The following is a 15,924-nucleotide window of genomic DNA, read 5'->3' on the forward strand; positions in this document are numbered from 1 at the left end:
CCCTCGTGATGTCATACCTCGGCGTACACATACCACCATCATGTCACCAAAGCACCATAGAGTAAACACACCCTAGTAACCAATGCAAATGATTCCAATATGAATGAGTTTGCAGGAGGCACGACGGAGTGCTTACGCCGCCGTCGAGGAGAACAGAAACAGAAGTCGTAAGGAGCACCCGATGAAGTCGGCTCAGAAAATCATCGCGACCACTGCCGTGCTGGCCATGAGCGTCACCGCGCTGTCCGCATGCGGCAGCAGCACCGCTGACAGCAGCAAGGGAAAGGTCTACTTCCTCAACACCAAGCCTGAGATCGTTGATCAGCTGCAGGAGCTGGCCGACGCCTACACGGATGAGACCGGCGTCTCGGTCGACATCCAGACCGCCGCCTCCGGCACCAACAACCAGACCCTGACCTCCGAGCTGTCCAAGTCCGACGGCCCGACCATGTTCAACCTGTCCGGCTTCGACCAGTACGCCAAGTTCAAGGACTACCTCGAGCCGGTCCAGGACTCCGACGCCTACAAGCTGCTGACCGACGAAGGCAAGAGCTACGCCTTCAAGGACGGCGACACCGCGTACACCATCCCGTACGCCGCCGAATGGTACGGCATCATCTACAACAAGAAGATCGTCAACGAGTACGCCAAGAAGAGCTACGCCGTCATCAAGTCCGCCGACGACATCACCAGCTGGGACGTCCTCAAGAAGGTCATGGACTCCATGCAGGAGCACAAGGACGACCTCGGCCTCGAAGGCGCCGTGTCGACTCCGGGCCTGGACGCCTCCGACAACTACCGCTTCTCCTCGCACATGGCCCGCATCCCGCTGTTCTACGAGCTCAAGGATCTCGGCGTGACCTTCTCGCTCGACATCACCGGCAAGTACATGAACCACTACAAGGACCTGTGGGACACCATGGTCAAGGACAGCCTGACCGAGCCGTCGCTGATCGGTTCCGGCACCTATGAGGACTCCACCGCCGAGTTCTCCACCGGCGCCGTCGCGTTCTACCCGAACGGCGTGTGGGCCTACTCGCAGATCAAGGACAACGACGTGGCCGACGAGGACCTCGGCATGCTCCCGTACTACATGGGCAACCCGGGTGAAGAGGACTACGGTCCGGCCGCCGTCTACGACGCCAACTGGGCGATCAACAAGAACGCCTCCGCGGAGGACAAGAAGGCCTCCCTCGACTTCATCAAGTGGATGGTGAGCTCCGACACCGGCAAGAAGGCCCTCGCCAAGGAGATGGGCTTCGCGGTTCCGTTCACCACCTTCGGTGAGAACGACCAGCCGGCCAACCCGCTCGTCTCCGCCGCCAAGGAGTGGAGCGAATCCAAGGGCAAGAAGACCGTCTACACCGCCAACATCCCCGGCCAGCAGTGGATGGACAACATTGCCAACCCGCTCGTCGAATACACGCAGGGCACCGGCAAGTGGGACGCGGTCGTCGAAGGCTTCGCCGGCAGCTGGAAGACGCTGTGGGACGCCTACAAGGACTCCACCGGCATGCTGCCGCCGGCCGACCCGCTGTCCTGACTTGGGGAGTGACGGTCGCCGAACGGCAATCGTGTGAACGCCGGGCCGGAACGATCCTCTGATTCCGGCCCGTGCGACACCCCAAGCGACTGCCGGTGCGACCGCAAACCCGCAAGAACCGCAAGCGTACAACTGAATACTTGATAACTGAAGATCAATAACTGAATATCGACATCGTTCGAATCAATTCCTTTCCTTTCCCTTCCTCAAACGGCTGCCGGCCGGACCTTCCCCATCGAAGCGTCCGGCCGACAGCCGTTTTCGTGTTGTGAACCTGCTGCGCAAGAGGCATGCCGTCATCACGCGCCGAGGAGTGTGATCGGCACGACGTATGCGCCTTCCGGAGTCGTCCGGGCGTACATGCCGTTGCCGACGATGACCATGAGGAAAGAAGGTTCTCGCTGTTGGGAGTAAGGATTGCTCATGACCTTGTTCCTGACACGAAGCAGCGAATCGACGCCCTCCTGTACCTTATTCTCTCCGAGCTTGACTTCGATCGCGGCCCAGCGTCCGTCCGTCAGTTCGATGATCGCGTCGGCTTCCAGGCCCTTGTCGTCTCGATAGAAATATACGGTGGGTTGTTCCGTGCCAACCCAAGCGGATGTGTATACAAGCAGGTCCCGTATGACGAGATTTTCGAACATGTCTCCGAATATCTGACCGTTTTCCAGCAGTCGGGTCGGGTTGATGCCCAATGCGGATACCGCAAGCGACGGATCCACGAAATATCGCTTCGGCTTGACCCGCATGCGGTTCCGGGCCTTGATCGGCGCATCCCAGCAGGGAAGTTCCTCGATGAGATATTCGCGTATCAGCATGTCCACGTAGCTGGTCGTGGTAGCCCGGGCCGGCTCCGTATCGGCCTTCTCGTCATCCGCATACATGTCTCGGCTCAATGTCTTGATCGTGGCGGCCTTGGCGTTGTTCCGGGCGAGCGACATGATGATCCGTCTCGTCATGGCGGGGTTCTTGCCTAGGCGTGGAGCGTTGTCCTGCGCGACCGCTTCCAAATACTGTTGCGGCACGTACAGCGCGCTGTCGATGGGCCGGCCGAGCGAGGCGGGCCATCCGCCGCGGCATATCCATTCGGCGATATCCACGAGCGATGTCTGCGTCACGGATGGCGCGAATTCGCCGTCGAATAGCCGACGGATGGAAACGGCCCCGGTGGATAGGCCCTGTTCGTACAGGCTCATGGGCCGCATGCGCAAATGCGCGATGCGGCCGGCGCCACTGTGCTCATACCGCGCCAGTGGTGGGGCGCTGGAGCCGGTGAGCAGGTATTGCCCTGGCCGGTTGGCGTTCTGATCGATGGCATGGCGAACGGCATCTCGTACCGCGGGAACGGTCTGCCATTCGTCGATTAGGTGCGGTTGGCTTCCCAACAAAGGCATGGTCGGATCGGCTTCCGCCAGAGAGCGCACGCGATAATCATCAAGACTGGTCGTACTGTCGGCGTGGGCAAGCGCGCACCATGTCTTGCCGCACCATTTTGCGCCATCTATCTGTACGGCGCCGAATGCCTCGAGTAGTGCGGAAACCCGCGTGTCCAATAACCGGGGGCGATACGTTTCAGGGCGAAGCGTCATCGGATACCTCTGTCTGTCATTTTACGCTATGCTGATTTAGCATTTTACGCCATTGGGGTTATACAGATTACACCTTTCTGGTAGATCGTTTGCGGGTCGGCGAGACATGAGAGTCGGGGGCGAGGTGGGTGTTCACGTTATGCACGTATGTTTCACGTGGAACCGGTATGAGCAAGAAGACGAAAAATGCGGTTGCGCCGCGACGAAATGCGGGGAACCTCGCATGGCAGGGTCCCTCCACCGTCGGAAAATCAATCCTCCTGCGCGAGCGGGGCGGTGGAGGAGCGCAGCACCAGGCTCGGCATCACGACCTCGTGCGGGCGGTCCAAAGTCTTGCCTTCGATCAGTGCGAGCGTCTTGGTCGCCGCGACCCGGCCCAGCGCAGTCGGATCCTGTCGGATCGTCGTCAGTCCGCTTTCCTTGGCGTACGTCGAATCGTCGAATCCGGTGAGCGACAGGTCGCGCGGCACGCGCAGGCCGTACCGGATCATCGTGAAATACAGCGGGATCGCCATGAGGTCCATGATGCAGCAGACCGCGGTGGGGCGCTCGCCGAGCGCGAGGATCTGCGACAGCAGGTCGTTGGCGGGGGAGTCCACCGTCTCGTCGTAGTAGATCGTTTCGGCGTGGACGGTGCCGGCCGCGCGGCAGGCGTCCTCGAATCCCTGGATGCGCAGGTCGGCGCTGTGCGGGATCGACGGCGACGTGCGGTGCCGCACGAACGCGATCCGCTCGTGGCCGAGCGTGATGAGATGCTCGGCCATCAGGCGCATGCCGTTGCGGTCGTCGATGCTCACCGTCGCGTCGTAGCCGTCCAGCGACGGCGTGTTCACGCCGACGATCGGGATGTGGACGCTCTGCAGGCGCGACACCTCGTCGGGGTTGACGTTGAACGAAGAGACGATCACGGCGTCGGCGTTGCGACGCACCGGCAGCTCGGTGAAGAAGCTGTGGCGCTCCTCGGGGGTGACGACCGGGTACAGCGAGATGTCGTAGCCCTCGTCGTGCAGCACGGAGTTCAGTCCGGCGAGCAGGCGGGAGTTGAACCAGGTCGAGATGTCCTCGCTGATGAGCAGCGCGACGCGGTAGGCGAGGCCGGTTTTCATGGAGGTGGCCGAACGGGAGATCGAGTAGTTCAGCTCGTCGGCCGCCGCAAACACGCGGTTGCGGGTTTTCTCGGACACCATGTCCGGTTTCGCGAACGCCCGTGACACCGTCGCGATGGATACGCCCGCTTTTGCCGCGACTTCCGAGATGCTCGCTTCCATGACTCCCTCCGTTATGCGGTCCGGTCCGTCGCCGTCGGCCGTCGTGGCCGTCCGGCGATCAGTGTATAGGTTTACATCTTGATTTACTTAGTGTAACTCGCCTTGCCGCTGTCGGTGATGAAAACACGTCATTGTATGCAGGAATGTAAAATACTGAAAACACTTTCACTGTGTGTTGATTTGTGAAGCAGCTGTCTTGAAGCTATAATGAATGAAAACACTTTCACTGCCGTGTCGAACTGCCTCGTCGGGCCTCCGCATCGGTTCGTCGCGGCGACTCGCGTAGTGCGCACATCAGCCCCGAGCTTTAAAGGAGAAGCATCATGGCCGCATCTGCCAACGACCACTCCGCCCAGCAGTCTTCCGAGCAGTCCGCCGAACTGTGGTGGAAACAGGCCGTCGTCTATCAGGTCTACCCGCGCAGCTTCAAGGACACCACCGGCTCCGGTCTCGGCGACATCGCCGGCATCGCCAGCAAGGTCCCGTATCTCAAGCGGCTCGGCGTCGACGCGATCTGGCTGAGCCCGTTCTATCCGTCCGAACTCGCGGACGGCGGCTACGACGTCGCCGACTACCGCAACGTCGACCCGCGTCTGGGCACCATGGACGACTTCGATGCGATGGCCGAGGCCGCGCACGAGGCCGGGCTCAGGGTCGTCGTCGACATCGTGCCGAACCACTGCTCGCGCATGCACCCGTGGTTCCAGGCCGCGCTCAAGGCAGCGCCCGGCTCGCCCGAACGCGAACGGTTCATCTTCCGCGAAGGCCGTGGGCCGAACGGCGAACTGCCGCCGACCAACTGGATCGACAACTTCGGCGGCGTCGCCTGGACGCGCGTGCCCGACGGCCAGTGGTACCTGCACATGTTCACCGAGCAGCAGCCCGACTGGAACTGGGACAACCCCGAAGTGCGCGAGGACTTCCTCACGACCCTGCGCTTCTGGTGCGACCACGGCGCCGACGGCTTCCGCGTGGACGTCGCGCACGCGCTCGTCAAGGACCTCGACCGCGACGACCTCGACGCGTGGAGCATCGACGCCTGCCACTTCCTGCCGTCCGACGGCAGCCACCCGGTGTACGACCGCGACGGCGTGCACGAGATCTACCGCTCGTGGCGCAAGGTCTTCAACGAGTACGATCCGCCGCGCTTCGCCGTGGCCGAGGCGTGGGTCAACCCCGACCGCCAGTACCTGTACTCCAGCCCCGACGAGCTCGGTCAGACCTTCAACTTCGAGTTCGCCAAGCAGGTGTGGGCGCGCGGCCCGCTGCACGACGCCATCGCCGGCGGCTTGGAACAGGCCGAACGCGCGAAGTCCACGTCGACGTGGGTGCTCAACAACCACGACCTGATCCGAAGCGCCTCGCGGTTCGCGCTGGCGCAGGTGCCCGCCGAACACGGCCTGTACCACGCGTTCGCCAAGGACTGGGTGCTGCACGACGGCGTCCCGTACCGCGAGGATCGCGACAAGGGCACGCGCCGCTCGCGCGCCGCGCTCATGCTCGAAATGGGCCTGCCCGGTTCCGCCTACGTGTACCAAGGCGAGGAGCTCGGCCTGTTTGAAGTGCCCGACATCCCGTGGGATCGTCTGGAGGATCCGTGGGCGGTGCACACGTCCGGCGCGGCCTCGACGAAGGGACGTGACGGCTGCCGCGTGCCGCTGCCGTGGGTCGCCGGCGACGAGCCGATCCCGGACGAGGTGCCGGACGATGCGGCCGGCGCGGTCGCCGTGTTCGGTCACGCCGACGAGGCCGCGCGGCGCGGCACGTTCGGATTCTCGCCGATCGGCGGTGTTGATGGACTCGATGACGGTGCTGACGGTGACGCCGACGCGACCGGTTTCGGTTCCTCGGTCCCGTTCTCGCAGCCGCATCTGCCGCAGCCGCTGTGGTACAAGGATTTCGCGGTCGACGTGGAGGACGCCGACGACGCGTCGATGCTCAACTTCTACCGTCGCGTGCTCGCGCTGCGTCACGAACTGCTCGGCGCCGACAAGTCGTTCTCCTGGCTCGACGGATATGATCGCGCGTCCGGACGTCCGGACGGCGCGGACGGCAACGAAGGCGGCGTGATCGCGTACGAGCGGCCCGGCAGGTGGGCGAGCATCACCAACTTCTCGTACGATCCGGTCGCGCTGCCCGACGGCGAGATCCTGCTCGCGTCCGGCGATCTGACCGCCGACGGCCTGCTGCCGCAGGACACCACCGTGTGGATGCGGCTGGCGTAAGGCGAAACGGTTGGCATACGGCTGTGGGCGCGCATGACGAGTGCGCGGCCACAGCCGTTTTGTGTAGGTGCGACAGAATGATCATGTTATGCCGAAAAATACATCGTTCTGATATGATTTCCACATCAGCTTGATGTAAAATAGATGTTGCCGGGAGGTTTGATGGAGTTTGAATATGATCCGGCGAAGAGTGCGAAGAACCTCGCTAAGCATGGCATCGACTTCGAGGAGGCTCAGCGTATGTGGGACGGCTCGAAGACGGTGACGCTGACTGCGTCCAATCCAGGTAATGACGATGTGCGTTACGTTGTACTCGGAATGATCGCTGGTAAGCATTGGACGGCGATCACCACTAAGCGAGGCAAACGCATCCGAATCATATCTGTGCGCAGATCGCGCAAGAACGAGGAGGCATACTATGACAGTCAAGATTAAGCCCGATGCCAAGTCAATTACTAGTGGGCAGCTTGAGGAGATGTTCGATGATGGCGAGGATATCCTCGACTACGTCGATCTAAACAATCCTGTGGTGGAACATCATCCGCCGTTGGAGAAACGGATTACGCTGACGATGCCTGCGTGGATGGTCAGCGAGCTGGACGAGGAAGCTGCCGATCTAGCAATTAGTCGTAATGCGGTTGTCAATACGTGGATTGCGGATCGTCTTCGAGCGGTGCATCGCCACGGGACTGCTCTCGTCTGAAAAGAGATGAAAGTCTTCCCGGGTCTGCCGTATTAGTACGGCGGCCCGGGTTTTGTTATTTCGGGGCTCTGCCTCGGGTGTTTTGAGTTCGTATGGTGCGTTCAGGGGAGTGGTGTCGGCTGTTGCTCGTGTGGCTTAGGTGATGTGATTGTGGGAGCGATTATGTCGTTGTATTTCACAAGTACGCGTGTTTTCTGAAAACGCTTTCATTAATGAATACCCTTGATATTGCAAGGAATTATTAGTAAAAATACGATGATTTGACAAATCATTATGAATATGCTTACATATAAGTAGCGAGGCGATGATCGGAAGCCAAGCTCATTAAAGCCATTATTCAAGGAGGAAGCATGGCAAGGAAAGGTAATTGGAAACGAACGGTCGCTATCGTAGCGGTTGCGGCTAGCGTTACGAGCATCGCGGCGTGTGGTGAAACATCTGCTGACGGGGAAAAGGGTCAAGTATATTATCTGAACAGCAAGCCGGAAGTCGTGGAACAGTTCGAGGAACTGGCGCAGGCGTACACTGCTGAAACCGGCGTGAAGGTAGATGTTCAGACGGCCACCTCAGATAAATACGAGTCATCGCTTACTTCAGAGCTAGGAAAATCCAATGCTCCGACGATGTTCAATGTTTCCGGATATCCGAGTTTTGCGAAAGTCAAGCAATATCTGGAGCCAATGCAGGATACGGAAATATATGGTCTGCTGACCGATGAAGGCAAAAGCGTGGTGATGAGTGAAGGGGACAATGCATACACGGTCCCGTTCGTTGCGGAATATGACGGCATTATCTATAACAAGAAGCTAGTTGGCGAATACGCGCAGAAGGATTATGCAGTCATCGATTCGATTGATGACATCGTGAACTACGATGTTCTCAAGCAGGTTGTAGAGGACATGAATGCCCATAAAGACGATCTGGGCATTGTGGCGTCTTTCGCATCTCCTGGCTTGGATACATCGGGTTCTTGGAGATTTGACGATCATATGGCCAGGATCCCGGTAGCTGCGGAGCTGAGAGACGAAGGAAAGACCTTTGCTCCTGAAATTACGGGAAAGTATTTGCCTCAGTATAAGGATTTCTTTGATTTGCAGGCGAACAACAGTCCTACGGATCCTAAAATGCTGGGGTCCAAAATCAATGATGATGTGGTTGCCGAATTTGCACTAGGACAGGTGGCATTCCTCACGAACGGTAGTTGGACGTACACGCAGATCAAAGATAGCGAAGTCGCCGATGAGGATATCGGCATGCTTCCTTTCTGGATGGGCATTCCGGGAGAGGAAAAATATAGTGTTGTCGCTTTCTATGAAAACCAATGGGGCGTGAATAAGAAAGCAAGTGCAAAAGACAAGCAAGCTACCTTGGATTTCATGAAGTGGATGATCTCTTCCGATAAGGGCAAGGAGGTCATGGCGAAAGAAATGGGCTTCGCCGTCCCCTACTCCACTTTCGGAGCCAACGATAAACCAGATAATCCGTTGATCATCGACGCTCAGTCGTATGAGACCAAGGGTAAGAAGATGATCTACAACATTCTTGTCCCCGATCAGGAATGGAAGAACGGTATTTGTGGCGCTTTGACGAATTACGTTCAGGGAACCGGGGACTGGGAAGCTGTTCGATCAGCTTTTGTCGATGGCTGGAAGACCGAATGGGCGAATAATGAAGCCGTATTGGGAGGCCTGCCAGAATCGAAAACCCTTGAATAAGTGATTAAGCATGGTTGATGTGATTGGCAGGCGACATGAACATTAGTCGTCTGCCAATCTTCGCGCCGGTGCGGTAGTCGTACGGAACATAAGTTGGACAGGTAAGACCTCATGCTTTGTCTCGACATCATTGCCCTCAAGCAACGAGATGATTCGTTTGGCGGCGATTGCACCCATTGTGCGCGGTTGTTGACGAACGGTCGTGAGGCCTATTTGGCGGGCGTAATAGGTGTCATCGAATCCCGTGACCGATATATCACGCGGAACCTCATAGCCGTATTGTTGCAGCTTGAAGATGAGAGGAACGGCCAGAGAATCTTGCTGACAGCATATGGCAGTGGGCATATCGGGAAGCGTGAGCAGTTGCGTCAGGGCTTGGTCGACTCGACTGTCGTCTTCTACCACATCGAGCACCAAAGGCGCAATGCCATTGTCGCGGCATTCGTCAAGGAATCCCTGGGCTCTTTGGCTGGCGCTGAATTTTAAGGAGGAGTCACTGTCGTGCTTCACTCTGAAGAAGGTTATTCTCCGGTGACCAAGCGATATGAGATGCCGTACCACCAACCTCATTGCCTGCTTGTCATCGATGGCTATCGACAGCGTAAAAGCGTCTGCCGGGAGTGCGTTGATACCGATCAGTGGAATGCCAGTGCTGCGCAGACGTTCTGCCTCGCCGAGATCTATGTTGAAAGACGGCACGATAACCGCATCGGCATTGCGTCTGACCGGCAAGGTGGAAAAGAAACTACGCCGATCATTTTGCGACGCAATGGGATACACCGACAGGTCGTATCCAGCGGGATGGAATACGGAATCGAGGCCCTCGAATATCCGTGAATTAAACCAGGAGGCAAACTGATCATTCAACAACAAGGCAATGCGAAAAGATTGTCCGGTTTGAAAAATGGTCGCTGAACGTGATATGGAAAAATTCAGTTCTTCGGCAACGGCAAGTACTTTGTCTCGAGTTTTCTTGGCGACAAGTTCGGGATGCCGGAAAGTGCGGGATACGGTGGCTATGGAGACATTCGCCTGCTGAGCGACATCGTTGATGTTGGTCTGCACATGTCCTCCTGTGGTCGTATGCCGCAACATTTTCATAAAAACATATGTGTTTTCATATTTGTCGAGACCTTGGACGTATCGCTCGATACGACGAAAATGCCGTCGTAGCAGGCGATACCATTGGATGAGGTCGGATCGTCAAAGGAGATGATAATGGTTCTTTCATCATTTTCAGTGGATGGCAGCGCGCTGATCTGGAATGGCGATGGTGAGATACTGCGTCTCGATCCTTGGGGAGTGAATTCCGTAAGAGTGAGGGCTTCGAAGAACAACTCTGTCGAGGACGTTCAATGGGGACTGTTGCCTCTTGCGAAGATTCCTAGCGAAGCCAGCGCGACGATCACGATAGCTGCAGATGGAGCAAGCGCCGAAATGATTGTCGGTGAACTTACTGTGAAGTGCGAGGCCACCGAGTACGAGAATAGCTGCGCCGGATGTGTGGACTCCCGTTGCTCGTTGAGTTTTTGGAATGCGCGAGGAAAACTGCTTTTGAAGGAGATCTCTGCTGGTGGATCGTTGAAACTCCATGCTCGTTCATATTTGCCGATCAGCGGGAATTCATTCGGCATCACAGCTTCGTTTAAGTCCCCTTCCGAGGAACATCTCTATGGTATGGGCGAATACCAGCAGGATTGCATAGATCTTAAAGGCTGTACGTTCGAACTTGCTCACCGTAATTCTCAGGCATCCATCCCATTCGTTGTATCCTCTGCCGGGTACGGGTTCTTATGGAATAATCCGGCAGTCGGATCGGCGTGCTTTGCAAAGAACCGAACTGAATGGCGCGCCCAATCTGCAACTCAACTTGACTATTGGGTTACCGCGGGGAATACGCCGCGACAGATTGAAAGTCAGTATGCCAACGTGACCGGTTATGCTCCGGTTATGCCTGAATGGGGACTGGGATTCTGGCAGTGCAAGCTGAGGTATTGGAATCAGGAACAACTGCTTGAGGTTGCAAGAGGATTCCGACAGCGGAGTATCCCTCTTGACGTGATCGTCGTAGACTTCTTCCATTGGCCGCATCTTGGCGATTTTTGCTTCGATAAGGAATTCTGGCCTGATCCTAAAGCAATGTGTGATGAATTGCATGAGATGGGGATCAAGGTGATGGTGTCCGTATGGCCGCAGGTTGCCCTGAAGTCCTCCAATTATGCATATATGCGTGCCAATAATTTGCTGGTCCGAGCTGAACAGGGCATAGACGTTAATGTCATGTTTGAAGAGCCCAGCCAGTCATTCGATGCAACCAATCCGGATGCCCGAAAATTCGTATGGGACCAGTGCCGGCGCAATTATACGGATTATGGTGTGGATGCTTTTTGGCTGGATGAAGCCGAACCTGAATATGGAACATACGATTTTTCCAATTACAGATATTGGGCTGGGGCCAATCAGCAAATTGGGAACATATACCCGGTTGAATATAACAAAGCATTTTATGAGGGGCAACTGGAGATAGGTCGCCACGATAATATAGTCAACCTTACTCGCTGCGCATGGGTGGGAGCGCAGCGTTACGGTGCCTTGGTGTGGTCAGGCGATGTCGCTTCCACGTTTGAAGCGTTTAAGGCGCAGATCACCTGTGCGATCCATATGGGCATGTCTGGAATACCTTGGTTCACGACTGATTTGGGTGGTTTCCATGATGGAGAGATCAATGATCCTTCATTCCGAGAATTGCTGATGAGATGGTGTGCTTTCTCTTGTTTCTCTCCTGTCATGCGTAATCATGGAAATCGTAGTTTGTCACAGCCTGATGGTGCTGAGAAAGAAATTATTCGTTCGCGGGATGGGCGAGTGATGTCTCCCTCAGGTGCTGATAACGAACCATGGAGTTATGGGACGGAAGTGGAGAAGGTATTCAGAAAGTATATAAGCATCAGGGAGTCATTGCGTCCGTATTTGCGAGAAATTTTTAATGAGGCGCATCATGACGGGCATCCTTTGATGAGAGGACTGTTCTACGAATTCCCGAATGATGCCAAGGCTTTCTGTATCAGCGACGAATATATGTTCGGGCCGGATTTCCTCGTTGCGCCGATAGTCAAGGAGGGCGCGACTGCCCGTACCGTATATCTTCCCGGAGATGACAGTACTCAATGGGTTGATGTCAATAGTGGTGAAAGCTATTCGGGTGGACGTACGGTAGCTGTAGACGCACCTGTTGATGTAATCCCGCTATTCGCTAGGAATGGTAAAGACCATGGGTTGCGGAATGTGATTAGCGCGTTTGCCGATTCCCGCCGTCATTAATCAAACGCTTGGGGCGGCATGCGTTGCCCCAAGCGTTTGCTCCGTTGTGCTGACTCTGGCGTGCAGAACGGTGTGGCTACCCCCTCTCAGTCGGCTTTGCCGGCAGCTCTCCCCGACAAGGGGGAGAGGGATGGCGAGAACAGTGGGGTGGCGTCGGCCCCGTGGCGCGGTTACTGGATTCGTCGTGCGGCTTCCTTGTATACGGCGTTGTCGTCGCGTATGGAAACGACGACAACGATCATCGCGTGTTCCGTGCGTTCCAGACGGTAGACGGCGCGCAGGCCGTCGCCCTTGAGCTTGACCTTCAGGTATCCGGTGAGATTGCCGTCCCTCTTGTGGCCGAGCGGCTTGCCGTACCCGCCTTCGGTGAAAGGCAGCGGGTTCTCCGCAACCTTCTTCAGTATGGAGTAGACGTGGCTTTTCGCGGGTTCTCGCAAACGGCTCACGTCCTTGGCTGCTTCCTTGGTGAATTCGATGCGCCACGCCATTTATTCGAACTCCGGCTCGAACCCGTCGTCAACCGGCTGATAGTCCTTGCCGAACACGTCGTCCATGTTCTTGCGCTCGCCGTCGTCATGCTTCATGCGTTCGACGGCTTCGAGATAGAGAGCGAAGTTTTCCTCGGCCTCCGTGTATCGCCTGTAGTCGTCCGGTGTGATGACCACGGCCGCGGGCTTGTTGTTGCGCATGACCACGACCGGATTGCCGTCGGTCACGCGGCCAAGCGTGCGGCTTACGCCACCGTGACTCAGTTCGGATACGGACACGAGGTTATCCAATGATATGGTTCCCGGCATGATGTCGCCCGTCCTTTCTCGATCAATGTGATTCATATTATGATCACGATTATCATCACGATAATAATACGACATGCCGTTGGCCAAGGATTCCTCCGCTATGTGCGTGAGCGGCGTGTGGCTACCCCCTCAGTCGGCTTCGCCGACAGCTCCCCCTGACAAGGGGGAGCGGGGAAGGAGGCGGAGCTGGGAAGGAGGCGAGAGGGGAGCGGGGGAGATGGAGCAGGGAAAGGAGTCCGGCGACAAAACGACATCGCGAGTTCAGCTGGGGTTCGTTTCGTCGTCGACGCGGCGTTGGATTGCGGGGCTAGCGTCGAGCGTGGAACTACCGGTATGGGGGTTCTCCAACGGAACCGGATGGGGCATGTTCGATTTCGGGGGAAGGTCCAGGGGAGCGCGGTGCGTAGCGAGAACGCGGGCGTCGCGCCATGAATGGAAGAAGAAACAATGGATACCAAGAAGGTCCTCAAGGGCGCGATCGCCGCGCTGACTTCCGTGGCCGCGCTCGGCGCACTGACCGCGCCGGCGTTCGCGACCGAAGGCAAGGGCGTCGAAGAGCTGTCCCGGCACGGCGGCGCGCAGCGCATCGCCGGCGTGTACGGCAACACCAAGGCCACTAACGTCATCCTGTTCATCGGCGATGGCATGGGCGACTCCGAAATCACCGTCGCCCGCAACTACCTGCACGGCGTCAACGGCACGTTCGACGGCCTCGACAAGATCGGTCAGGCCGGTTCGGCCCCCGAAACCGGCGTCGGCCAGTACACCACCTTCTCGCTGGGCAACAACTCCGGCGACTCCCTGATGGCCAAGGACAAGAACGGCCAACTCACCGGCAACAAGACCGCCGGCGTGATCACCCCCGTCACCGACTCCTCCGCCTCCGGCTCCGGCTGGGCGACCGGCACCAAGACCTACAACAACGCGGTCGACGTCGACGTCAAGGGCAACCCGCAGCTCAACCTCATCGAGCTCGCCAAGGCCGCCGGCAAGGCCACCGGCAACGTGACCACCGCCGAAATCCAGGACGCCACCCCGGCCGTCCTCGAATCGCACTCCACCGAGCGCGCCTGCTACGGCCCGCAGGGCAAGTGGGACGGCTCCGACAAGAACGGCGACGGCAAGGTCGACCTCGAGGACGCCAAGCTCGCCGGCATCGGCAGCTGCCTCGCCGACCAGCTCAAGGCCAACGGAGGCATCGGCTCCATCTCCGAGCAGCTGCTCGACACCCGCGCCGACGTGACCATCGGCGGCGGCTCCAAGTACTTCAACCAGCTCGACCAGAACGGCAAGACCCTGTGGGACGACGCGGCCGCCCGCGGCTTCCAGACCGTCAAGTCCGGTGACATCGACGGCTTCAAGGCCCTGAGCGAAGCCAACCAGGACAAGCCGGTGCTCGCCCTGCTCGGCGACGGCAACCTGCCGACCCAGTACAACCCGTCCGTCGCCTCCAAGTACAGCGCGGACAAGGACGCGAACCCGACCGTGTGCAGCCCGAACGACAACTGGCTCGGCAAGCGGGGCGCCTCGCTCGCCGACTTCACCACCAAGGCCATCGACCTGCTGTCCGCCAACCCGAACGGCGCCAAGAACGGCTACTTCCTGCAGGTCGAAGGCGCGTCCATCGACAAGCAGGACCACAACGCCAACGCCTGCGGCCAGATCGGCGAGACCGACGACCTCGACAAGGCCATTTCCGCCGCGCTCGCCAAGGTCGACCTGAACAACACGCTCGTCATCGTGACCGCCGACCATGCGCACACCTCGCAGATCGTCGAAGCCCAGCCGTACTACGCGCTGAGCACCGTGCTCAAGAACCGTGACGGCTCCAAGACCGTCATCTCCTACGGCACCTCCGACGCCCCGGTCTACCAGGACGCCAACGGCGACCCGATCGACGGCGACGAGTACAAGCAGGGCGACAACGGCGACGCCAACACCGCCGAGAAGTTCGCCGGCGCGCAGGGCAACATGAGCCACACCGGCACGCAGCTGCGCATCGCGGCCTCCGGCCCGGGCGCCTCCCGCGTTGACGGCCTGACCGACCAGACCGACAACTTCTACACCATCGCCAACGCGCTCGGCCTCGCGACCGACACCGACGCCCAGAACCGTCTTTCCGACGGCGCCAAGGTCGAGGTCAAGAAGGCCGACGACGGCAAGTACTACGCCGAAGCCAACGGCTTCAACGGTGACGCGGTGCTCTCCTACACGCTGACCGACAAGGCCTCCGGCAAGACCGTGGCCGAGTCCAACTCCGCTACCCCGGTTTCCGGCGTGCGCGTCGCCACCACGCAGACCACCACGATCGACCTGCCGGCCGACTTCACCCCGGCCGAAGGCGCGAACTACACGCTGACCGTCACCGGCCGCCAGTCCGGCAAGGCCGTGAACGTCGACTTCGCGGGCGCCAAGGGCACCTCGGACAAGACCCCGGGCAAGCCCGGCAAGGGCGACCAGACCGTGGCCCAGGGCGAGGTGAAGAAGCCGGCAGCGCCGCTTGGCCAGACCGGTTCCGCCGTGCTCGGCGTGGCGCTGCTGGTGCTGGCGCTCGGCGCCGGCGCGCTGTGCGTCAAGTTCGCCCGCCGCTGACCATCGTCGGTCCGGCGGTGGCGGTTCCGCCGCTGACGTACCGACAGCCTGACAAACGAAGATTCCCGGGATGGTGCCGTGACCATCCCGGGAATCTTCGTTTTTTCGTATTGTGATGGTGTGGCGTCGGCGTTGCGGCGGTGGTGCCGATGCGGCGTCGCTGATGTGGTG

The 15,924-nt window shown here is 58.7% G+C and carries 12 protein-coding genes; 7 read left to right on the forward strand and 5 right to left on the reverse strand.

The window, feature by feature from the left end; all coding sequences use genetic code 11:
• Positions 1-181 precede the first annotated feature (181 nt).
• Positions 182-1,543 carry an ABC transporter substrate-binding protein gene (locus GFD25_RS08485; protein WP_239512505.1) on the forward strand — a complete coding sequence of 454 codons (1,362 nt, stop codon included), beginning with the start codon at positions 182-184 and terminating at the stop codon, positions 1,541-1,543.
• 299 nt (positions 1,544-1,842) lie between these two features.
• Here GFD25_RS08485 and GFD25_RS08490 read toward each other — a convergent pair whose 3' ends face one another.
• Both GFD25_RS08490 and GFD25_RS08495 read right to left on the reverse strand, forming a co-directional pair.
• Positions 1,843-3,132 carry an ATP-binding protein gene (locus GFD25_RS08490; protein ID WP_163231853.1) on the reverse strand — a complete coding sequence of 430 codons (1,290 nt, stop codon included), beginning with the start codon at positions 3,130-3,132 and terminating at the stop codon, positions 1,843-1,845.
• 251 nt (positions 3,133-3,383) lie between these two features.
• Positions 3,384-4,400 carry a LacI family DNA-binding transcriptional regulator gene (locus GFD25_RS08495; protein WP_163231855.1) on the reverse strand — a complete coding sequence of 339 codons (1,017 nt, stop codon included), beginning with the start codon at positions 4,398-4,400 and terminating at the stop codon, positions 3,384-3,386.
• 323 nt (positions 4,401-4,723) lie between these two features.
• Here GFD25_RS08495 and GFD25_RS08500 point away from each other — a divergent pair, with 323 nt between their 5' ends.
• From GFD25_RS08500 to GFD25_RS08515, 4 genes are all read left to right on the forward strand, one after another.
• Positions 4,724-6,625: a glycoside hydrolase family 13 protein gene (locus GFD25_RS08500; RefSeq protein WP_163231857.1), complete on the forward strand. Its 1,902-nt coding sequence runs from the start codon at positions 4,724-4,726 to the stop codon at positions 6,623-6,625.
• Positions 6,626-6,787: 162 nt separating this feature from the next.
• Entirely contained in the window at positions 6,788-7,060 is a 273-nt protein-coding gene (locus GFD25_RS08505; RefSeq protein ID WP_163231859.1) for a BrnT family toxin, read from the forward strand.
• A gap of 40 nt (positions 7,061-7,100) precedes the next feature.
• Positions 7,101-7,328, forward strand: coding sequence for a type II toxin-antitoxin system BrnA family antitoxin (gene brnA / locus GFD25_RS08510; protein ID WP_163231947.1), 228 nt, complete (start codon positions 7,101-7,103; stop codon positions 7,326-7,328).
• Between the two features lie 350 nt (positions 7,329-7,678).
• On the forward strand, positions 7,679-9,043 hold the full coding sequence (locus GFD25_RS08515; protein ID WP_163231862.1) for an ABC transporter substrate-binding protein: 1,365 nt from the start codon (positions 7,679-7,681) through the stop codon (positions 9,041-9,043).
• A 42-nt stretch (positions 9,044-9,085) separates the two neighbouring features.
• Here the strand turns inward: GFD25_RS08515 and GFD25_RS08520 are convergent, their stop codons facing one another.
• Entirely contained in the window at positions 9,086-10,108 is a 1,023-nt protein-coding gene (locus tag GFD25_RS08520) for a substrate-binding domain-containing protein (RefSeq protein WP_163231864.1), read from the reverse strand.
• A 153-nt stretch (positions 10,109-10,261) separates the two neighbouring features.
• Here GFD25_RS08520 and GFD25_RS08525 point away from each other — a divergent pair, with 153 nt between their 5' ends.
• Positions 10,262-12,364 carry a glycoside hydrolase family 31 protein gene (locus GFD25_RS08525; protein ID WP_163231866.1) on the forward strand — a complete coding sequence of 701 codons (2,103 nt, stop codon included), beginning with the start codon at positions 10,262-10,264 and terminating at the stop codon, positions 12,362-12,364.
• Positions 12,365-12,534: 170 nt separating this feature from the next.
• Here GFD25_RS08525 and GFD25_RS08530 read toward each other — a convergent pair whose 3' ends face one another.
• Positions 12,535-12,852, reverse strand: a complete 318-nt coding sequence (locus GFD25_RS08530) for a type II toxin-antitoxin system RelE family toxin (RefSeq protein WP_163231868.1) — start codon at positions 12,850-12,852, stop codon at positions 12,535-12,537.
• Positions 12,853-13,161: a type II toxin-antitoxin system Phd/YefM family antitoxin gene (locus GFD25_RS08535; RefSeq protein ID WP_163231870.1), complete on the reverse strand. Its 309-nt coding sequence runs from the start codon at positions 13,159-13,161 to the stop codon at positions 12,853-12,855.
• A gap of 447 nt (positions 13,162-13,608) precedes the next feature.
• On the opposite strand from GFD25_RS08535, the gene phoA reads away from it, so the two are divergent.
• Positions 13,609-15,753: an alkaline phosphatase gene (gene phoA / locus GFD25_RS08540; RefSeq protein ID WP_163231872.1), complete on the forward strand. Its 2,145-nt coding sequence runs from the start codon at positions 13,609-13,611 to the stop codon at positions 15,751-15,753.
• The last annotated feature ends 171 nt before the right edge of the window (positions 15,754-15,924 follow it).

The organism is Bifidobacterium aerophilum, assembly GCF_010667685.1.
Lineage (GTDB): Bacteria > Actinomycetota > Actinomycetes > Actinomycetales > Bifidobacteriaceae > Bifidobacterium > Bifidobacterium aerophilum.